The organism is Staphylococcus sp. M0911, from assembly GCF_003491325.1.
Lineage (GTDB): Bacteria > Bacillota > Bacilli > Staphylococcales > Staphylococcaceae > Staphylococcus > Staphylococcus warneri_A.
In genome coordinates, this window is the sequence record NZ_CP022881.1 from 1,892,771 (window position 1) to 1,910,692 (window position 17,922).

A 17,922-nucleotide genomic window follows, 5' to 3' on the forward strand; every position below is an offset into this window, starting at 1 on the left:
TAAACGTCATGTGCGAGATTTTTAATTACAAGTATTAAATTGTTATCATATTATAACAACGATTAAGGAAAGTAAAAAGCCAACATGAATGATAATATTCATTATCTAGTTTAAGTTTACCCGTTATGTCAGATAGAAACATCTCCAGTTTTATTCTTCTGTAGTTCCTTCTGATTTACCTTCTTTTTCAACTGTCCCTTTTTCGAGCGCTTTCCAAGCTAAAGTGGCACACTTAATACGTGCAGGGAATTGAGAAACACCTTGTAGTGCTTCAATGTCTCCCATTTCTTCAGTAATTTCGTAGTCTTCACCTAGCATCATTTTCGTGAATTCTTGACTCATTTGCATTGCTTCAGCTAATGTATGACCTTTTACCGCTTCAGTCATCATTGAAGCACTAGACATAGAGATTGAACAACCTTCACCTTCAAATTTAGCATCATTAATAACGCCATCTTCTATATCAAAGGTAAGTCGAATACGGTCACCACATGTTGGATTATTCATATCAACAGTCATCGAGCCATTGTCTAATACGCCCTTGTTTCTAGGATTTTTATAATGATCCATAATTACAGATCGATAAAGTTGATCTAAATTATTAAAATTCATAAGAGAAAAACTCCTTCGTTTGTTTCAATGCATATACAAATTGGTCGATGTCTTGCTTATTATTGTATACATAAAAGCTTGCTCTGGCAGTTGAAGAAACGCCTAACCATTTCATTAATGGTTGCGCACAATGGTGTCCTGCTCTTACCGCAACACCTTCTGTATCAACAGCAGTTGCAACATCATGCGGATGAATATCAGCTAAATTAAATGTAATGACACCTGCACGTCTATCTTTAGGCGGGCCATAAATGTCTAAACCTTCAATTTCTGATAGTTGTTCGTATGCATACTCTGTTAATTCTTTTTCATGTTGATGGATAGCTTCGAATCCTAATTTTTCAATGTAACGTATGGCTTCGGCTAAACCAATTGCTTGTGCAATTAAAGGTGTTCCTGCTTCGAATTTAGTTGGTAAGTCTGCCCACGTAGCATCATACTTACTTACAAAATCAATCATATCGCCACCAAATTCAACAGGTTCCATGTCTTTAAGTAGATCGCGCTTACCATATAACACACCGATACCTGTAGGTCCTAACATTTTATGACCACTAAAACTATAAAAGTCTGCATCAATATCTTGCATATCTAATGCCATATGTGGCGCTGCTTGTGCACCATCAACACTAATGATAGCACCATGTTGGTGTGCAATTTCTGCTATCGTTTTTACATCATTAATTGTCCCTAATACATTAGAAACATGCGCGATAGCAACAATCTTAGTTTTATCATTAATTGTTGCTTTAATGTCATCGATATTGAGTTCACCTTGATCAGTCATTGGGATGAACTTTAATGATGCCTTTTTACGTTTGGCAAGTTGTTGCCATGGCACGATATTAGCGTGATGCTCCATTTCAGTAACTACAATTTCATCGCCTTCTTCAACATGAGCATCACCATAGCTATGCGCAACAATGTTAATAGACGCTGTTGTACCTCGTGTAAAGATGATTTCCTCAAAATATTTTGCATTAATGAAACGTCTTACTGTTTCACGAGCACTTTCATATCCATCTGTAGCTAACGAACCTAATGTATGAACACCTCTGTGTACATTAGAGTTATAGCGCTTATAATAATCATCTAATACATTTAATACTTGAACTGGTGTTTGGCTTGTCGCAGTTGAATCAAGATAAGCTAAACGTTTGCCATTAACTTGTTGCTCTAAAATTGGAAAATCTTTAATAACTTCATTAACGTCAAATGATTGTTCGGCCACTTTATTCACGACCTTTCTTTAATTAAAAATCTCTTATTTGTATGTTTACTTAGATACTTTAAGCTCAATAACTTCTCTTAATTGACGTTTTACGTCTTCAATTGGCAATTCTCTAACAACTGGATCTAAGAATCCATGGATAACTAAGCGTTCAGCTTCTCTTCTAGAAATACCACGGCTCATTAAGTAGTATAGTTGTTCTGGATCTACACGACCTACAGATGCTGCGTGTCCTGCTTCTACATCATCTTCATCAATTAATAAAATTGGGTTAGCATCTCCTCGTGCATTTTCAGAAAGCATTAATACACGTGATTCTTGGTTAGCAATTGATTTAGTACCACCATGTTTGATGTAGCCAATACCGTTAAATACAGAAGATGCATTTTCTTTCATTACACCATGTTTTAAGATATAGCCATCTGTCTCTTTACCATATTGAACAATTTTAGAAGTTAAATTGATTTTTTGATCGCCAGTACCGACTACAACTGATTTAAGTTCACTTGTTGAACGATCACCCATTAAGTTAGTTGTATTATCAATAATTTGGCTTCCTTCATTCATTAATCCTAAAGCCCAATTAATTGATGCATCCGCTTCAGTAGTACCTCTTCTAATAATATGTCCAGTAAATCCTTTATCTAAATAGTCTACTGAACCATATGTGATATTAGAATTTGCACCTGCGATAACTTCAGAAACGATATTAATTTGATTTCCTTCACCGCTTGCATTTGATAAATAGTTTTCGACATAAGTTACTTCTGCACTTTGCTCAGTAACTATGATGACATGATTATAAAAACTTGTATTTTCATCATCATGTAACACAACATATTGTACCGGATGCTCAACGACTACATTCTTAGGTACGTATACGAATACGCCACCATTCACTAAAGCAGTGTGTAAAGCCGTTAAACGATGTTCATCAACATTTACAGCATCTGTCATATAATATTTTTGAACTAAATCACTATGATTAACAAGTGCTTCTGATAAACCTTCAATAATGACACCATCATTTTTAGCTTGTTCAGAAACTTGTGTATACGCTAAATCATTATTATGTTGAATAACTAAGTTTTCAGTATTTTCAACATCGATAATCTTCTTAACTGATTCAGGTAATTCTTCTAAACTTTGATATACACTACCTTCAGTGTGATGTTGTTTAAAACTATCAAAGTCCCATTTTCTTAATTTTGTTTTATCAGGTTTTGGCATTTCTAAAGTTTCTGTTAATTTCAACGCTTTTTTACGTAATTCTGTCATCCAAGAAGGTTCATTGTGCGCTTTTGAATAATCAACAAGTTGTTCTTCAGAAATGTTCAAAGTTTCAGTTGTCATAACTCTTATCCTCCCACTTGATGAAATAGTATTAATAAGTCAATGTTCAGTTTCATCATTTATACGAACATCTCAACGAGCTTACAATCGATGTATCAATATCGATTATTCAGCTGCACCAAATTCTTCTTTAACCCATTCGTAACCTTCTTCTTCAAGGCGTTTCGCTAACTCTGGTCCACCAGATTTAACTACTTTACCTCCATACATAACATGTACTTTGTCTGGTGTAATATAATTTAATAAACGTTGATAGTGAGTAATCATTAATGCACCGAAATCTTCTCCACGCATTTGATTAATACCTTTAGATACTACTTTTAACGCATCGATATCTAAACCTGAGTCAATTTCATCTAAAATTGCAAATTTAGGTTCTAACATCATCAATTGTAGGATTTCATTACGTTTTTTCTCTCCGCCTGAGAAACCTTCATTTAGATAACGTTGTGCCATATCTTGGTCAATATCTAAGAAATCCATTTCTTTATCTAATTTTTTAATAAATTGCATTAAGTTGATTTCTTGTCCTTCTTCACGTTTAGCATTGATTGCTGAACGCATGAAATCAGCGTTAGTAACACCTGTAATTTCAGAAGGATATTGCATTGCTAAGAATAATCCTGCTTTAGCTCTTTCATCAACTTCTAATTCTAAAATGTTAACACCATCAAGTAACACTTCACCTTGTGTTACCTCATAGCTTGGATGACCCATAATTGCAGATGATAACGTTGATTTACCAGTACCATTTGGTCCCATAATGGCATGAATTTCCCCAGTATTAATTGTTAAATTAACACCTTTTAAAATTTCTTTATCGTCAATAGACACGTGTAGGTCTTTAATTTCTAATGTTGATGACATTTATATTCCCTCCATAAAATATAAAGTTTTCTTAACTAGTTTATAATAATTTTAATCTGTAGTCAAAAAGCCTTTGGAATTTTCAATCCTGTTCATTATAACGTACTTACAGGAGAATATAAACTTTTTAAAACCGTAAATTAGAGTTATTCTTTTCAAAAAACGATTTTCATCTATTGTTTTTAGTTATTTCAAATGATAACGAAATATGCATCTTTCTCAATAGACACTTTTTAGACAAATAGTTGTTTTATTTAACCCAAACCAATGAATTATGTTATTATACACTTTAACCTTTTAGGGTTAAGAAAGGAGACATTAATGAAAAACTTTAAATGGATTAATGTATTAAAAGGTTTTGGTATGGGTACGAGTGATTTAGTACCTGGTGTTAGTGGTGGTACTATAGCACTTTTACTTGGCATTTATGATGGTTTTATTAGTTCCATCAGTGGCTTATTTTCTAGAAGATTTTGGCCTAGTTTGAAATTTTTATTACCTATTATAATAGGAATGCTTTTAGCAATCGGTATATTAAGTAATCTATTTAACTATTTACTTAGTACACATGAAATTCCAACGATGTTCTTTTTTACTGGTTTAATCATCGGTATTATTCCTTACCTTCTTAAAGTGTCACGTTTTAAATCTACTTTCAAAGCAAAGCATTACATTGTAGTTTTGGTTGGCATCGCAATATTAGTGATTATGACTTTACTTAATGGTGGAGACAAGCACACAGGAGAAACATTATCTTTATCTACTAGTCTTATTATTAAATATTATATTGCAGGTATATGCGCTTCTAGTGCAATGCTCTTACCAGGAATCTCTGGTTCATTTATGTTACTTATATTTGGTGCTTATGGTACTGTAATGTTTGCTATATCTGAATTAGTAAAATTTAATTTCAACGCTTTACCCATACTTTTAATTGTAGGTTTAGGTATCCTAACTGGATTCTTAGTTTCAAGTAAATTAATCCAATACTTGTTACATCATCATACAACCATGACATTTGCATTAATTATAGGCTTCGTTATTGGATCTATATTTGCCGTCTATCCAGGTTTACCTCATTCCGCTTTGACATGGATCATTTCAATTGTCACTTTAATTATTGGCTTTATCGTTAGCTATGTCTTAGGACAAATAACTGCTAAAAATGAAGAACAAATATAAAAAGAAAGGCTCTCAAACACTTTGGTGTATGAGAGCCTTTTGATTATTTATTAATTATTCTTTGTTACCTTTTACTTTGTCGATAACGTTATTTACTGCTTCTTTAACTTTACCAGAAGCTTTATCTTCTTTACCTTCTTTTTCAAGGTTTTCATTATCAGTTACGTTACCTACAGTTTCTTTTACATTACCTTTTGCTTGTTCGAATTTATCTTCAGCCATGATGAATTCCTCCTAGAATTTATTTTGTAAGTTATTATGATTAATTTATACCACTATTCGTACTATATAAACATTTATTATCAAAAAATTTATATTAATTGAGTGTTTATTATGAAAATAATGCCTTTTTCATTATGTTATGCTTGCAAGAAAGGAGTGGTTTAATGTTAGTATTGATCATTCATTTATTAGCAACTTTATTAATATTAATATCTTTAATTTTAATTATTAAAAATCAATTCACTAAGCCTAATCATAATGCCATGTTACCTTCTGTACTTCTACTCATTGCTTCATTAATATTGTTATTTTATAACATATTAAAATGAGCTATTGGATAACTATGGATTGAATCAACATTTAAATATACAAAAATCCTCAAGCATTTTCGTCTTGAGGATTTTACTGTTTCAATCATTATTCTGCTGGCACAACGGCACCATCATATTTTTTATTAATGTAGTCTTTAATTTCTTTTGAACGTAAAACTTTCATTAATTCTTTAATTTTCTTATCATCTTTATGTCCATCTTTAACTGCGATTAAGTTAGCATATGGATTATCTTTAGCTTTTTCATATGCGATTGAATCTTTTTTAGGATTTAATTTTTGATCAATAGCATAGTTTGAGTTAATAATCACTGCATCTGCATCTTGTTTTTGATAGATTTTAGGCAAGAATTCTGCTGATTGTTTGTTATTAAATTTGATATCTTTTTTATTTTCAGTGATGTCACTGAATTTTGCATCTTCAATTTTAACACCTTTTTTAATTTTAATTAATCCTTCATCCACGAAGAATTTAAGGAAACGACCTTGTTCTGCAGGGTTGTTAGATACGTATACTGTTGCGCCTTTAGGTAAATCTTTTAAACTTTTGTATTTTTTAGAGTAAACTGCCATTGGTTCTAATTCTACGTCACCAGCTGACTCAATTTTGTATCCTTTTTCTTTACTTTCAGTTTTTAAGTAAGGTGTGTGTTGGAAGAAGTTGGCATCTAATTCACCTTTATCTAATAATTTGTTAGGCGTTGTATAGTCATTGATTGTTTGAATATCTAATTTATAACCTTTTTTCTCTAATAATGGTTTGGCTTTTTCTAGAATTTCTGCGTGTGGTGCAGGTGAAGCTCCGACTTTAATCGTCTTGTCATCATCCTTACCTCCACATGCTGCTAATGCTACGGTTAAAGATAGTAATAATAAAATACCTAAAATTTTCTTCATTGATTTATCCCCTTTTCTTTAGCGTTTATCAATTTTATTTGTAACCCAATCACCAATAAATTGGATGATGAATACAATAATTAAGATGAAAACTGTTGAAACTAAAATAACGTCATTTTGATTTCGAGTGAAACCAGTTAAGTATGCTAAGTTACCTAAACCACCCGCACCAATAACGCCGGCAATTGCTGTAGATCCTACTAATGCAATTGCTGTTACTGTCAAGCCTGATACTAACGCCGGCATTGCTTCAGGTAGTAATACTTTTCTTACTACAGTCCAAGTATTAGCACCCATAGACCATGCTGCTTCAATTACCCCTTTATCTATTTCTTTGAAAGCAATTTCTACTAATCTAGCATAGAATGGCGCTGCACCTATGATTAAGGCAGGCAATGCACCTGTTGGACCACTTATTGTACCTAATACAACACTTGTAAATGGTATTAATAAAAGGATTAAAATGATGAACGGTATCGCTCTAAATAAGTTCACTATAAATGAAACAATTGAATAAAAAATTCTTGCAACTTTCGAATGACTCTTAGCTGATAAAAATAATAAAACACCTAAAATCAATCCAAATATAAAAGCAAATATTGTTGATACAACAGTCATATAAAGTGTTTCAACAATGGCTTGCCAAACTTCTGGCCATTGGACGTTTGGCATTGTAATCATTTCTTGGAGTATTTCTCCAACTGACTTACCCATGTCTTAACACCTCCACATTCACATGTTTCTCATGAAGATTATTTTTGAAATCTTCAAAATTTTCAGAACTTATAAAAGGTATATGGACGACTAAAAATCCTAACGTACCATTTCTTGTATTCTTAATGTCAGCTTCCAAAATGTTGACTTCAATCTGATGTGTTTTCGTAATGTACGATATAATCGGTTGAGTTGTATTTTCACCGTTAAAGTTTAATCGAACTATGTATGCATTGTTATCTAATGGTTCTAATGCATCTAATGACTCTTCAAAATCCTCATTTAAATCATCTTTTACAAATCGTCGTGTTACCTCGTGTTGTGGATTTTCAAATACCTGGCTTACTTGACCTTGTTCTATCACTCGTCCGTTTTCCATAACTGCAACTTCATCACATATTCGGCGAATGACTTGCATTTCATGCGTGATTAACACGATTGTTAAATTTTGTTGCTCACGTATTTTTAATAATAAGTCTAAAATTTCATCTGTAGTTTGAGGATCAAGTGCACTCGTTGCTTCATCACAAAGCAATACTGTCGGATCATTGGCTAATGCTCTAGCAATACCCACTCTTTGTTTTTGTCCACCAGACAACTCAGATGGATATGCATTTTCTCGACCTTTCAACCCTACAAGTTCTATTAATTCATTGGCCTTACGTTTAGCTTCTCCTCTAGATAAGCCTGCAATTTCTAGTGGGAATGTAATATTTTTAAGAACTGTTCTCGACCATAGTAAATTAAAATGTTGGAAAATCATACTTACTTTTTGGCGTTTCTTACGTAAATCTGACTTCGATAATTGACTTATATTATCTCCATCAATAATAACTTCTCCAGAAGTGGGTGCTTCTAAATTATTAAACATTCTAATTAAAGTACTCTTACCTGCTCCAGAAAAACCAATCACCCCAAAAATGGAACCGGATTGAATGTTTAAATCAACGTGATCTACAGCGAGTACGTCTTTATTTTTCGTATGATATCGTTTCACGATTTGTTTTAACTCAATCACGTTAATGCCTCCTTGTTTATAACTAATACAAATTAAAAAATGCTTCCTCAAAACTTTAGACTGTTTGAGAAAGCATTTTAAAATATCTTTCTCTCATCTTCTAAAGTTTACCTTTATGTGAATTGGCACCATTTCTATATAAGACGGTTGCCGGGCTTCGTAGGGCACATCCCTCCACCTCTCTCGATAAGAGTGTTTGCATGATTTAATTTTATTTAATCCTACCATCACGGTAGAGATTCGTCAATAATTATTTTAAATTTTCTAACAAATAAGGAACAGACCTAAATGCATACAACCTTTTCACTTCTTTATCCTTATTCATTAACATTAATACTGGTACTGACATAATTTGATGTGTTTCACTAAATTTCGGATGAAAGTTCATATCGATTTTCTTAACGGGGAGTTTCAAGATTTCATTTGCTATATCCAACATTCTTTCAGACACTTTACACGTTCCACATGTTGGCGTATACCCGAAAATAAGATGTTTTTCTTCTCCAAAATTTTCTGTCACATCGTCTATTTCTATAGATTTACTCATTCACTAAAACTAACCTTTCAGTTTTTAAATTAGGTATAAGGGATTTCTCTTTCTTGCAATTAAATCCATGTTTGGTAAGTACATGTGCTAAATAATTTTTAGGACAGTTTGCCACTTCGCAAAATGTTTTATCTACAAAAATATGTTCAGACTCACTTAAATATCGTTTGAACCATTTTCTAATTCGATCCCCTTCGTCATCTGAATCAGCTAAGACGAAAACTTGTTTACCATAAAGTGATTCTATCATATCATCGATCTTATCTATACTCATAGTACCATGCGTACAGATAATACTTACCGGTTCTGCGATGACTTGCTGCACTCGTTTTTTATCAGATTTACCTTCAACAATGATTACTTTGTTCACAATAGTCATAAGTATTCACCCTTTAAAAATCGAAAATTAACTATCACTATTCATTTCCACGAGGATTCTGCTTATAAAACATATACTGCAAAAACTTAAAATGAATTAACCATTTTATTACACTGTTAATATCATTTTTACAAATGTCATAAATGTTTTTTAATCTAAGTTCATCAAATTGTATGTACTCTTGCTTATATATTCCTTGCATTCGGGTCGCCTTTGCTTTCGCAATGGCATAAGTGTTTCCAAAATCTAAAGATTTAAAAAACACTAAAAAAACTCCTTGATACGAGATCGAGGAGTTTACTAATATTATTCGCCAATCATTTCTGAATATTGATCTGCTGATAATAATTCGTCAATTTGGCTTTCGTCGCTAATTTCTACTTTAACCATCCATGCTTTTTCATATGGTGATTCGTTTACAAATTCAGGACTATCTTCTAATTCTTCATTAACTTCAACTACTTTACCAGTAATTGGTGCATATAATTCAGATACAGTTTTTACAGATTCAACACTACCGAAAGTGTCGCCTTCGTTTAATTCATCATCAGTTTCAGGTAATTCAACGAATACGATATCACCTAACTCATTTTGAGCATATTCAGTAATACCAATTGTCGCTACATTTCCTTCAACTTTAACCCATTCGTGTTCTTTAGAGTATTTAAATTCGTTTGGTACTGCCACGATAAATCCCCTCCTAATTTTAAGTACATTTTAATGATGCCATACCCGCAATTATCAATCAACTATTATCTAAAAATTTTAAACCTTAAAATATTCGGGTTTAAAAATGTAAATTGCTATTTTTATAACTTTATTAAAATGAAAGTTCACTTTTTATAATTTGAAACAATCTACTTTTATAACCAAGTATTTTTATATTCTTCTTCTTTAAAGCCTAATGTAATCTTATCACCTAATATAGCTAACGGACGTTTCACTAACATGCCATCTGAAGCAAGTAATTCAAAACGTTCTTCGTCTGATAAGTCATTTAATTTATTTTTTAAATCTAATTCACGATATTTGGCACCGTGCGTATTAAATAATTTTTTAGTATCTACACCAGTTTTATCTACTATTTCTTTAAATTCATTTTTCGTAGGTGTATGTTGAACGATATCAATAGGTTCATAACTTACACCGTATTCATCTAAAAATTTAGCTGCTTTTTTGCAAGTTGTACAATTAGCATATTGGTAAAATTTAATCATCGATTTGCCTCCTTTATCTCTTAAATCCAATATATCATGTTATTTTAGAAAACGCTCTACTTTTTAAGCTTATTTTTTTATTTAAGTATTTCCATCCGTTATAATAAATTTACTAAACTTTTTCAAAGGAGCTTTTATAAATGGAAAGTATTAAAACAACTGAACAATTTAACAACACTGTCCAAAACGATCAACCTGTCATCGTCAAATTCGAAGCAGGCTGGTGCCCTGATTGTAAAGCAATGGATATGTGGATAGACCCTATCGTTGAAAAATATAAAGATTATGAATGGTATACTGTTAATCGTGATGAATTAGAAGATGTAACTGCTGAAAATGATGTTATGGGTATTCCAAGTATTTTAGTATTTAAAAATGGTGAAAAGTTAGCTCATTTACACTCAGCAAAAGCTAAATCACCTGAACAAGTAGAATCATTCTTAGACGAAACATTCAATAAATAATATACAAAAATGGTCGAGACACTAATTAAGTATCATAAGTAACCACTTTATGGTTTATGACTTAGTTATGGTCTCGACCTTATTTGATTATAACTCTATATAATCACTTTAATACTCTGAGATTAAATCTCTATTCTTACGTTTAGCTTTTGTCATTGGTTCTTCTAAATCGGTAAGATATAAGAATCCTGCTAAAATTTCATCATCTTCAATATTTAATGCTTTACGTATTTTAGGTTCAAAAATATATGCAGGCGATTTCCAACATGTACCGATACCCGCTTCATAAAGTAATAACATTAAATTTTGGGCAAATGCACCGAATGCAAAGTAATTTTCTCTATTTTGACGTTGTCTTGGATCAGCTTTCATAATCAACAACAACATACCGCCTAATTTCGTCACTTTATCATAATGATCTGCTCGCTTTTCAGGACTATTTGGGAAAGCAAAGCGTGTAATATCTTCACTCATATTTCCTAATCTATCTTTAGCAACATGTACAACTCGCCAAGGTTCTCTCATACCATGGTTAGGAGCATCGGTAGCTTTTTCTATAGCTTCATATAAAGCATTATCATCGATAGTCATATCGTGTTTAAACTTCTTGACGCTTCTTCTATTTGATATTGCATCTTGTAGTTCCAATCATATCGCTCCTTCTTCGTTCATTGATAATCTTTATCAATTATAAATTATATTTAGGCTTTGTTCAAATTGTCTACTTACTTATTATAGAAATCTATTTGTTTTTTCAATTCTTCTATGTGAATTTGTCCTGGAGCTTGCGGTTCATTTAAGCAACCATAGGATACAGTACCACCAAATACGCCCTGTGCCGTGCGACTAACTATGCCAATATCAGACATTGCTATGCCAATAATATGTTGATTTAAAGCATCAGCAGAGTCTTTGACCGCTTCTAATAGATGTAATACATCTTTTTCGTCATTTGGCATGACAGCCACTTTTAAATAGTCTGCTTCAAATTGATGCATTTTATAATAAGTGAATTTTAATTCTTCTAATGACGGTGTTTCATTAAAATTATGATGTGATAGTACCACTTGAATGCCTTTTTGATGTGCCTTATTTATGAATGATAAATAAGTATTTTTATCTTTTTTGTCATCCCATTCAATGTCTAACATCTCATATCCTGATTCATTAATAAGCTTTTGAATCACATTTTGATATTCCATTTCATTCACATGACCCTTACCTCCTTGGGAATTAGATCTATATGTGATTAATACTTTAAATTCAAATGGCAATTCCTTTAACTCATTAATAACTTGTTTAACTCCTGTAACATCAGTCCATTGATCTATCCTTAATTCAATAATATCAATACTATCTTGATAGAACTCTAAATCTTTAAACAAATCATTTATCGTTGCATCTTCAGGCGCAATCGTTACGGCTATATCTACCTTGCTCATATCAATCCCTCATTTCATTCAATACATCATTTATTGTTTATTATTTTAAACCAAATCATATCAAACCGCCATAAAGCGCGATTGCATAGTACATCTTAGAAAAAGATTTATATATGATTGAGATAAATATTTGCGGGTATAAAAATAATATATACAAAATATAGGAGGTAATCATATATGGCAGTTCAATATGAAACTAAAGCAACAAACGTTGGTGGACGTAAAGGACACGTTCAAACTGATGATAATGCGATAAATGTAGATGTATTACCACCTCAACAAGCAGATGGTAAAGCAACAAATCCTGAGCAACTATTTGCTGCAGGTTATGCATCATGCTTTAATGGTGCTTTTGATTTAATCTTAAAACAAAACAAAGTACGTGATGCAGAACCAGAAGTAACTCTTACAGTAAGATTAGAAGATGATCCAGACGCTGAAAGTCCAAAATTAAGCGTAGATATTGATGCAAAAGTGAAGAATGTATTATCTCAAGAAGATGCAGAAAAATATCTTCAAGACGCACATGACTTTTGCCCATATTCTAAAGCAACACGCGGTAATATCGATGTTAATTTAAATGTTAAAGTAGAAGACTAAATAAAAATAGCGTTTAAAAGATTGAATACGAAAGGCACGTTCTTAGTTGAACGTGCCTATTTTTATATTAACTCTTTAAGTAATTTCCCCCATCCTACCAATAATTTTGGTATACTGAATATATAATATATGCAAACAAGTAATTAAATAATTATTTTATCAAAGTTGTTAAAAGTGTTTTTGGCTGTTTTTAAATTATTATTGAAAGTTTTTATTAAATATTTTATTATGTAATTAATTAGCCACTTCAAATTAATCAACCCTTTGAATCAGGAGGTCACTATGAACAACATACGTACATTAACCCTAGATGATTTAGCATCATATAAAACACTTTTATCAGGGGAACACCACACATATTCATGGGATCGCTATTATTTGGATCACGTATCCGACGATGCTTTGACAAAAATTTTATCTTCAGAAACTAGTCATATCAATGTTTTTGGTGCTTTTGAAGATGATGTTCTAGTTGCAACTGCAACATTGAGACAAAGTAAATATGTAGGTAAACAACACAAAGCAATCATCTTAAATAACTTTGTAAAAGATAATGACGAAGTAATTAACAGAGAATTAATCAATTATATTATTCATTATGCGGATCAAAAGAACTTAGAAACGATACTTACATCCGTTACTTCTAGTAACATCAGTGCTAAAGTATTTTTTAGTTCTCTAGGATTTGAAAATCTTGGTTTTGAGAAAAATGCTAGTAAAATTGGTGACGAATACTTTGATGAACATTGGTTATCTTATGATTTGAGAAATAGCTAATATTTGCGTTTGATTAAAAAGTATAAATGAACAATGCACACACTATTCATTTAAATATTTAAAACAGATTCACGCTATAAGATACATTTAAAGCTCAACATTGCCAAAATTGCAACGTCGAGCTTATTTTTATATAGTAGGATCGATCAATTCAATAAAATTAAATTGTCCATCTTGATATTCAAATTTTAAAATATGACAATTTCCTATGTCATACGAACTGCCCTCTTCATAACCCAAGCACTTTCTAATGAAAAGTCCTATAGTGCTACCGTGACTTACAGCTAACGTTGTTTTACCACTATGATGTTCCATAATTTCAGTTAGTGTATCTGTCACACGTTGTTCTACTTGTAAACGTGACTCTCCACCGAAAGGAACTACATAATCTCCATAAAGCGTTTTAGGCTGTTTGATTTTCTTAAGTAATTCAATACTCTCTCCCTCAAATACACCAAAATGCCATTCTTTTAAACCTTTTAACCGAACATATTTTTGTTGATGGTTAGGTACAGCATTCTCAAGTGTATCACACGCTCTTTCCTGAGAAGATGTAAATAAGTCATCAAATTCAATCTTATTATTATTAAAATAACGAGCAGCGGCTTGAGCTTGTTCAATTCCACGGTCTGTTAAGGGGGAATCACTTGCCCCTTGAATTTTACCTTTTAAATTAAAAACTGTTTGACCATGTCTCATTAAATATAAAATCTTTGTCAATTTTCACACCTCTACTAAACTACTATTCACAATTCATTCGATTACAACGAGTTGTTTATCTAATACCATTAAATCACTACTAAAGCCGTTAGTAAATCAACAATTTATTGATAAATTAACTGTTTAATAGGGTTTGGCTAACCATAAAAAGGGTATAACTTAACACTAGATTTACATTTGTTAAAGGAGTGTTAAATAAAATGGAGTCTCATGATTACAATTATGTGAACCCGCAAAATGTATCACTTGATTGGGAATGTTTTATTGTTAGTAAGAGTGATATGTTATTAGACGGCGTACCAAATGAGCTCATTAACACCTGGTTAGATAACGACATCATAAAGCCGTTTAGTATCAAAAATAATGATATTAATTTTAAAACGAAAGACGTTTGGCATGCTTTAAACCAACAAAATTGGTATTACTTAAGTTAGTTGATATAAACTAATCGCTCTATTGGTGCTTTCAATAAGTTGAGGGTCCTTATAATTAGATAACACATACGATCGAATAACATACTTATTTTTCTCATCTTTTGGGAATTTGTGATCTTTATTAATATAGTTAGCTAAACTTCCAAATGGTGTATCATCATTAATAAAACCTATAATAAAATCATAAAATGTCATATCACATACCCCCTTATCTTAATCTATAGCTGATTTGTATTTAATCTTATCAGAAAACTCGAGATTGTAAATGTGCAAAATTCAATTTTGCACATTTTTTATTAATTTTTAATATTTCTTCAATTAATTTCTCATTTTTTATTCACATTTAATCGATAGTTATATCATTTCTATATTTACCAAATCTCAATTAATGATATGATAAGAATAAGAGTTTTAAAATCAAAGATGCATTTTCCAGAGGTGAAGCACCTATGAAACGATACATTTTACATGCAATCAATATCATTTTAACGATATTACTTATTATTTTTAATGTGATTATTACTTATAATACAAACCTAGACGAAACCTTATGGTTAGTGCCTGGATTAATTGTATGCGGTTTGATTATGATGATTAGCTTTACTATTGCTATTACCATTAAGGACTTATTAAGTGAAGTTCTTTTCTTTATTAATATTATTCTTACACTGTATTACATTTATCCAATTTTTTATGATTTTCTTTAAAGAGATAGGAGGTTAAAAAATGAGCTTGCATTTTACAATTCTTTTTTGGCTTTCACTTATATTTATCATAGCTGGCGCAATCATTCTAGCTATCATGCTTAAAACTAAAAAAGAATCTAAGAAGGAATCTTATCTTGGTTTCACCATTGTATTCTTCATTTTTGGATTAGCAATGTTGATTTATACATTGTTATTCGGACTCTAGTCCTGAAAAAATACGTTCAGTTGCCTTGTAGCTGAACGTTTTATTTTAATACTATATTAATTTTTATGTATTTTACATTTATAAAGGAGCCTTTAATCATTGTATAAAAAGTTCGTATACATATTAATTTTTACTATAATCCTCAATATATGCTTGACCTTATCACCTTTGCATAGCAATATTGCTAATGCCGAAGATACTTCTATGTCCAAATCAAAACAAGACTTCCAACTGCAACCTGGAGATATCATTATAACTAAAGGTCCTGTCTTATTCGGCTTTTTTGGTCATTCAAGCATTGCCATTGATCATGATACCGTATTGCAAATTGAAGGCCCTGGTGACAAACCTATCACTGAATCATTTGAATCATTTAAATCAAGATTTGGTGAAGGTAAAGATGACTGGATTAAAATATATCGTTGCGCTAAGCCTGGTGCCGGTATAAAAGCTGCTCAATGGACTAAAGATAACTACGAAAATACTGATCATAGATATTTAGTAACATTAAATCTTAAAAGTAAACATTTCACTTACTGCACAAAAATTATCTACCAAGCCTATAAAGAAGGTGTAAGTCAAAATGCAGTAACCGACCACGGTATGTATATCATTTCACCTTATGCACTTAAAGATAACTTTACAGACGAATACCATTTAAAATTAGTGAAAACATATTAAAACGCCCTACTCTATTTAAGTCATTTTACAAATGATGAGTAAGGCGTTTATTCATGCGATTAGACTTCTTTGAAATAATTAACAAACTGGTCATTTTTTTCTAATAAATCAAGATAAGATATCGCCCCAAATGGAATAATTCTTGTGCAATTCTTCATAGGATAAATAATGACCTCATGTTCATAATCAACGTGGATATCGTTTTCTAAAATGACACGTTTATTCCCAAATACTACCGCAACTGCTTTGAAACCATCGTCATTTAAATATCGTCTTAATAATTCTTTATCCATATCATCACATCCCTTTAACTACATATTACCACGTTAACATTAAGAAATTGTTAATATTTAGCGTTATTTTACATTACCTAAATAAAAAGAATCTTATAGTGGAAGCCTTGATATAATTGAAGTTATTATTATTTCGTATTTTTAGGTTTTGCGAAATATTTTAATTAATATAATTAATATGTAGTTGTAGTCAAATTACTTGTTAAACGTATTAAAAAATTGATATGATTTATAAATCAAAAATTGATTATTAAGGAGAGAGTATGAAAAGGAACACGAGTCTTTATACTAAATTGTACTATTTATCAATCATATTAATAGTCATCGCAATCTTGATTGTGGCTTTAATATTTTATAATACACGAAAAAACATGAATCAATCGAATTTAGATCGATACAATAATTTTCAAGAACTTAAAACAAATACCAAAGAGCATAAGGACTGGAGAATTGTCACAAAAGAGCGTAAACATCACGATATTTTAGTCACTGCCATACATGGTGGCGGTATTGAACCAGGGACAACAGAACTTGCGCGCCGTATTTCTAATGTAGGTCACTATGATTTCTATTCATTTGAAGGGTTACGTAAGAAAAATAATGATCAACTTCACATTACATCTACAAATTATGACGAACCTAAATTACATCAAATGTTAAAAACTGCTGAGCAAACTGTTTCAATACATGGTTTTTCAGGGGATGACCCTATCGTTTTTGTTGGTGGTAAAGATAAAAAAATGGCCAAATCTATAGCCAAATCACTTCGACATAAAGGATTTACTGTTAAAGAAAGCCCAAATGAGATTGATGCCAAATCGTCTAAAAACTTTGTCAATGAGAATGAAAATGACTCAGGTGTGCAATTAGAATTAACCACAAAACAAAGAGAACAGTTTTTCAAAAATCATAAGCTAAGTAGAAAAGTTCGTTCTAATCCTGATAATTATACAAAAACGTTCTATAAATTTGCGAATGCCGTTCAAGATGGTGTCAAAAAAGCAAAAGAGTCATAATTTTGTCAGTAATT

General features: G+C 31.4%; 27 protein-coding genes and 1 riboswitch. Of the genes, 10 read left to right on the forward strand and 17 right to left on the reverse strand.

The window, feature by feature from the left end; translation table 11 throughout:
* Positions 1 to 150 precede the first annotated feature (150 nt).
* The 4 genes from sufU to sufC all read right to left on the reverse strand — a co-directional run bounded on the left by sufU (position 151) and on the right by sufC (position 4,063).
* Entirely contained in the window at positions 151 to 612 is a 462-nt protein-coding gene (sufU, locus tag ssp1_RS09100; RefSeq protein ID WP_002450845.1) for a Fe-S cluster assembly sulfur transfer protein SufU, read from the reverse strand.
* Positions 602 to 1,852, reverse strand: coding sequence for a cysteine desulfurase (locus ssp1_RS09105; protein WP_171970113.1), 1,251 nt, complete (start codon positions 1,850 to 1,852; stop codon positions 602 to 604). The genes sufU and ssp1_RS09105 overlap by 11 nt, the downstream gene beginning before the upstream one ends.
* A gap of 36 nt (positions 1,853 to 1,888) precedes the next feature.
* Positions 1,889 to 3,196 (reverse strand): Fe-S cluster assembly protein SufD, encoded by a 1,308-nt coding sequence (gene sufD, locus ssp1_RS09110; RefSeq protein WP_002450847.1) that lies wholly within the window; start codon positions 3,194 to 3,196, stop codon positions 1,889 to 1,891.
* A 105-nt stretch (positions 3,197 to 3,301) separates the two neighbouring features.
* A complete protein-coding gene (sufC, locus tag ssp1_RS09115) occupies positions 3,302 to 4,063 on the reverse strand; it encodes a Fe-S cluster assembly ATPase SufC (protein ID WP_002450848.1) in 762 nt (253 codons plus the stop codon).
* A 321-nt stretch (positions 4,064 to 4,384) separates the two neighbouring features.
* Here sufC and popT point away from each other — a divergent pair, with 321 nt between their 5' ends.
* Positions 4,385 to 5,245, forward strand: a complete 861-nt coding sequence (gene popT, locus ssp1_RS09120; RefSeq protein ID WP_075778054.1) for a polyprenyl-phosphate transporter PopT — start codon at positions 4,385 to 4,387, stop codon at positions 5,243 to 5,245.
* A 54-nt stretch (positions 5,246 to 5,299) separates the two neighbouring features.
* On the opposite strand, the gene ssp1_RS09125 is transcribed toward popT, so the two are convergent.
* A complete protein-coding gene (locus ssp1_RS09125) occupies positions 5,300 to 5,470 on the reverse strand; it encodes a CsbD family protein (protein WP_171001918.1) in 171 nt (56 codons plus the stop codon).
* A gap of 161 nt (positions 5,471 to 5,631) precedes the next feature.
* Between ssp1_RS09125 and ssp1_RS11915 the strand changes: the two genes are divergently transcribed.
* Positions 5,632 to 5,796: a hypothetical protein gene (locus ssp1_RS11915; protein WP_002450851.1), complete on the forward strand. Its 165-nt coding sequence runs from the start codon at positions 5,632 to 5,634 to the stop codon at positions 5,794 to 5,796.
* An 88-nt stretch (positions 5,797 to 5,884) separates the two neighbouring features.
* Here the strand turns inward: ssp1_RS11915 and ssp1_RS09130 are convergent, their stop codons facing one another.
* From ssp1_RS09130 to ssp1_RS09165, 7 genes are all read right to left on the reverse strand, one after another.
* Entirely contained in the window at positions 5,885 to 6,694 is an 810-nt protein-coding gene (locus ssp1_RS09130; protein WP_002467439.1) for a MetQ/NlpA family ABC transporter substrate-binding protein, read from the reverse strand.
* Positions 6,695 to 6,712: 18 nt separating this feature from the next.
* Positions 6,713 to 7,408 carry a methionine ABC transporter permease gene (locus ssp1_RS09135; RefSeq protein ID WP_002450853.1) on the reverse strand — a complete coding sequence of 232 codons (696 nt, stop codon included), beginning with the start codon at positions 7,406 to 7,408 and terminating at the stop codon, positions 6,713 to 6,715.
* Positions 7,401 to 8,426, reverse strand: a complete 1,026-nt coding sequence (locus ssp1_RS09140; RefSeq protein WP_075778053.1) for a methionine ABC transporter ATP-binding protein — start codon at positions 8,424 to 8,426, stop codon at positions 7,401 to 7,403. The genes ssp1_RS09135 and ssp1_RS09140 overlap by 8 nt, the downstream gene beginning before the upstream one ends.
* Before the next feature lie 90 nt (positions 8,427 to 8,516).
* Positions 8,517 to 8,619: riboswitch (SAM riboswitch) on the reverse strand.
* 57 nt (positions 8,620 to 8,676) lie between these two features.
* Positions 8,677 to 8,973 (reverse strand): thioredoxin family protein, encoded by a 297-nt coding sequence (locus ssp1_RS09145; protein WP_002450855.1) that lies wholly within the window; start codon positions 8,971 to 8,973, stop codon positions 8,677 to 8,679.
* Positions 8,966 to 9,352: a toprim domain-containing protein gene (locus ssp1_RS09150; protein WP_002450856.1), complete on the reverse strand. Its 387-nt coding sequence runs from the start codon at positions 9,350 to 9,352 to the stop codon at positions 8,966 to 8,968. Before ssp1_RS09150 ends, ssp1_RS09145 begins: the two co-directional genes overlap by 8 nt.
* 306 nt (positions 9,353 to 9,658) lie before the next feature.
* Complete coding sequence (gene gcvH / locus ssp1_RS09160) at positions 9,659 to 10,039, reverse strand: glycine cleavage system protein GcvH (protein ID WP_002450857.1); 381 nt, start codon at positions 10,037 to 10,039, stop codon at positions 9,659 to 9,661.
* 176 nt (positions 10,040 to 10,215) lie between these two features.
* Positions 10,216 to 10,569: an arsenate reductase family protein gene (locus ssp1_RS09165; RefSeq protein ID WP_002450858.1), complete on the reverse strand. Its 354-nt coding sequence runs from the start codon at positions 10,567 to 10,569 to the stop codon at positions 10,216 to 10,218.
* Between the two features lie 140 nt (positions 10,570 to 10,709).
* On the opposite strand from ssp1_RS09165, the gene ssp1_RS09170 reads away from it, so the two are divergent.
* On the forward strand, positions 10,710 to 11,033 hold the full coding sequence (locus tag ssp1_RS09170; RefSeq protein WP_075778052.1) for a thioredoxin family protein: 324 nt from the start codon (positions 10,710 to 10,712) through the stop codon (positions 11,031 to 11,033).
* 108 nt (positions 11,034 to 11,141) lie between these two features.
* Here ssp1_RS09170 and ssp1_RS09175 read toward each other — a convergent pair whose 3' ends face one another.
* Positions 11,142 to 11,681 carry a nitroreductase family protein gene (locus tag ssp1_RS09175; protein WP_075778051.1) on the reverse strand — a complete coding sequence of 180 codons (540 nt, stop codon included), beginning with the start codon at positions 11,679 to 11,681 and terminating at the stop codon, positions 11,142 to 11,144.
* 77 nt (positions 11,682 to 11,758) lie between these two features.
* Complete coding sequence (aroD, locus tag ssp1_RS09180) at positions 11,759 to 12,475, reverse strand: type I 3-dehydroquinate dehydratase (protein ID WP_075778050.1); 717 nt, start codon at positions 12,473 to 12,475, stop codon at positions 11,759 to 11,761.
* Positions 12,476 to 12,652: 177 nt separating this feature from the next.
* On the opposite strand from aroD, the gene ssp1_RS09185 reads away from it, so the two are divergent.
* Positions 12,653 to 13,075, forward strand: a complete 423-nt coding sequence (locus ssp1_RS09185) for an organic hydroperoxide resistance protein (RefSeq protein WP_002450862.1) — start codon at positions 12,653 to 12,655, stop codon at positions 13,073 to 13,075.
* A 282-nt stretch (positions 13,076 to 13,357) separates the two neighbouring features.
* Positions 13,358 to 13,852, forward strand: coding sequence for a GNAT family N-acetyltransferase (locus ssp1_RS09190; RefSeq protein ID WP_002450863.1), 495 nt, complete (start codon positions 13,358 to 13,360; stop codon positions 13,850 to 13,852).
* Between the two features lie 129 nt (positions 13,853 to 13,981).
* Here the strand turns inward: ssp1_RS09190 and ssp1_RS09195 are convergent, their stop codons facing one another.
* Complete coding sequence (locus tag ssp1_RS09195) at positions 13,982 to 14,572, reverse strand: histidine phosphatase family protein (RefSeq protein WP_075778048.1); 591 nt, start codon at positions 14,570 to 14,572, stop codon at positions 13,982 to 13,984.
* 200 nt (positions 14,573 to 14,772) lie between these two features.
* On the opposite strand from ssp1_RS09195, the gene ssp1_RS09200 reads away from it, so the two are divergent.
* Positions 14,773 to 15,006 (forward strand): hypothetical protein, encoded by a 234-nt coding sequence (locus tag ssp1_RS09200; RefSeq protein WP_002450865.1) that lies wholly within the window; start codon positions 14,773 to 14,775, stop codon positions 15,004 to 15,006.
* On the opposite strand, the gene ssp1_RS09205 is transcribed toward ssp1_RS09200, so the two are convergent.
* On the reverse strand, positions 14,998 to 15,201 hold the full coding sequence (locus tag ssp1_RS09205) for a sterile alpha motif-like domain-containing protein (RefSeq protein WP_002450866.1): 204 nt from the start codon (positions 15,199 to 15,201) through the stop codon (positions 14,998 to 15,000). The genes ssp1_RS09200 and ssp1_RS09205 overlap by 9 nt on opposite strands.
* Before the next feature lie 254 nt (positions 15,202 to 15,455).
* Between ssp1_RS09205 and tsaA the strand changes: the two genes are divergently transcribed.
* The 3 genes from tsaA to lnsA all read left to right on the forward strand — a co-directional run bounded on the left by tsaA (position 15,456) and on the right by lnsA (position 16,599).
* Positions 15,456 to 15,713 carry a type II toxin-antitoxin system antitoxin TsaA gene (gene tsaA / locus ssp1_RS09210; RefSeq protein WP_002450867.1) on the forward strand — a complete coding sequence of 86 codons (258 nt, stop codon included), beginning with the start codon at positions 15,456 to 15,458 and terminating at the stop codon, positions 15,711 to 15,713.
* A gap of 19 nt (positions 15,714 to 15,732) precedes the next feature.
* Positions 15,733 to 15,918 (forward strand): type II toxin-antitoxin system toxin TsaT, encoded by a 186-nt coding sequence (gene tsaT, locus ssp1_RS09215; protein ID WP_002450868.1) that lies wholly within the window; start codon positions 15,733 to 15,735, stop codon positions 15,916 to 15,918.
* Positions 15,919 to 16,017: 99 nt separating this feature from the next.
* On the forward strand, positions 16,018 to 16,599 hold the full coding sequence (gene lnsA, locus ssp1_RS09220) for a lipoprotein N-acylation protein LnsA (RefSeq protein ID WP_075778047.1): 582 nt from the start codon (positions 16,018 to 16,020) through the stop codon (positions 16,597 to 16,599).
* Positions 16,600 to 16,658: 59 nt separating this feature from the next.
* On the opposite strand, the gene ssp1_RS09225 is transcribed toward lnsA, so the two are convergent.
* A complete protein-coding gene (locus tag ssp1_RS09225) occupies positions 16,659 to 16,892 on the reverse strand; it encodes a hypothetical protein (RefSeq protein WP_002450870.1) in 234 nt (77 codons plus the stop codon).
* A gap of 263 nt (positions 16,893 to 17,155) precedes the next feature.
* Between ssp1_RS09225 and ssp1_RS09230 the strand changes: the two genes are divergently transcribed.
* A complete protein-coding gene (locus ssp1_RS09230; protein WP_049424894.1) occupies positions 17,156 to 17,908 on the forward strand; it encodes a poly-gamma-glutamate hydrolase family protein in 753 nt (250 codons plus the stop codon).
* Positions 17,909 to 17,922: the final 14 nt, after the last annotated feature.

Bases quoted from the DNA above. Each gene is read 5' to 3' on its own strand.
- ssp1_RS09200 (WP_002450865.1), top strand. From the start codon at position 14,773: ATGGAGTCTCATGATTACAATTATGTGAACCCGCAAAATGTATCACTT.
- ssp1_RS09225 (WP_002450870.1), bottom strand. From the start codon at position 16,892: ATGGATAAAGAATTATTAAGACGATATTTAAATGACGATGGTTTCAAA.
- ssp1_RS09150 (WP_002450856.1), bottom strand. From the start codon at position 9,352: ATGACTATTGTGAACAAAGTAATCATTGTTGAAGGTAAATCTGATAAA.
- ssp1_RS09165 (WP_002450858.1), bottom strand. From the start codon at position 10,569: ATGATTAAATTTTACCAATATGCTAATTGTACAACTTGCAAAAAAGCA.
- ssp1_RS09190 (WP_002450863.1), top strand. From the start codon at position 13,358: ATGAACAACATACGTACATTAACCCTAGATGATTTAGCATCATATAAA.
- ssp1_RS09170 (WP_075778052.1), top strand. From the start codon at position 10,710: ATGGAAAGTATTAAAACAACTGAACAATTTAACAACACTGTCCAAAAC.
- popT (WP_075778054.1), top strand. From the start codon at position 4,385: ATGAAAAACTTTAAATGGATTAATGTATTAAAAGGTTTTGGTATGGGT.
- ssp1_RS09145 (WP_002450855.1), bottom strand. From the start codon at position 8,973: ATGAGTAAATCTATAGAAATAGACGATGTGACAGAAAATTTTGGAGAA.
- aroD (WP_075778050.1), bottom strand. From the start codon at position 12,475: ATGAGCAAGGTAGATATAGCCGTAACGATTGCGCCTGAAGATGCAACG.
- ssp1_RS09230 (WP_049424894.1), top strand. From the start codon at position 17,156: ATGAAAAGGAACACGAGTCTTTATACTAAATTGTACTATTTATCAATC.
- ssp1_RS09205 (WP_002450866.1), bottom strand. From the start codon at position 15,201: ATGACATTTTATGATTTTATTATAGGTTTTATTAATGATGATACACCA.
- ssp1_RS09135 (WP_002450853.1), bottom strand. From the start codon at position 7,408: ATGGGTAAGTCAGTTGGAGAAATACTCCAAGAAATGATTACAATGCCA.
- ssp1_RS11915 (WP_002450851.1), top strand. From the start codon at position 5,632: ATGTTAGTATTGATCATTCATTTATTAGCAACTTTATTAATATTAATA.
- sufU (WP_002450845.1), bottom strand. From the start codon at position 612: ATGAATTTTAATAATTTAGATCAACTTTATCGATCTGTAATTATGGAT.
- sufD (WP_002450847.1), bottom strand. From the start codon at position 3,196: ATGACAACTGAAACTTTGAACATTTCTGAAGAACAACTTGTTGATTAT.
- sufC (WP_002450848.1), bottom strand. From the start codon at position 4,063: ATGTCATCAACATTAGAAATTAAAGACCTACACGTGTCTATTGACGAT.
- tsaA (WP_002450867.1), top strand. From the start codon at position 15,456: ATGAAACGATACATTTTACATGCAATCAATATCATTTTAACGATATTA.
- tsaT (WP_002450868.1), top strand. From the start codon at position 15,733: ATGAGCTTGCATTTTACAATTCTTTTTTGGCTTTCACTTATATTTATC.
- ssp1_RS09185 (WP_002450862.1), top strand. From the start codon at position 12,653: ATGGCAGTTCAATATGAAACTAAAGCAACAAACGTTGGTGGACGTAAA.
- ssp1_RS09130 (WP_002467439.1), bottom strand. From the start codon at position 6,694: ATGAAGAAAATTTTAGGTATTTTATTATTACTATCTTTAACCGTAGCA.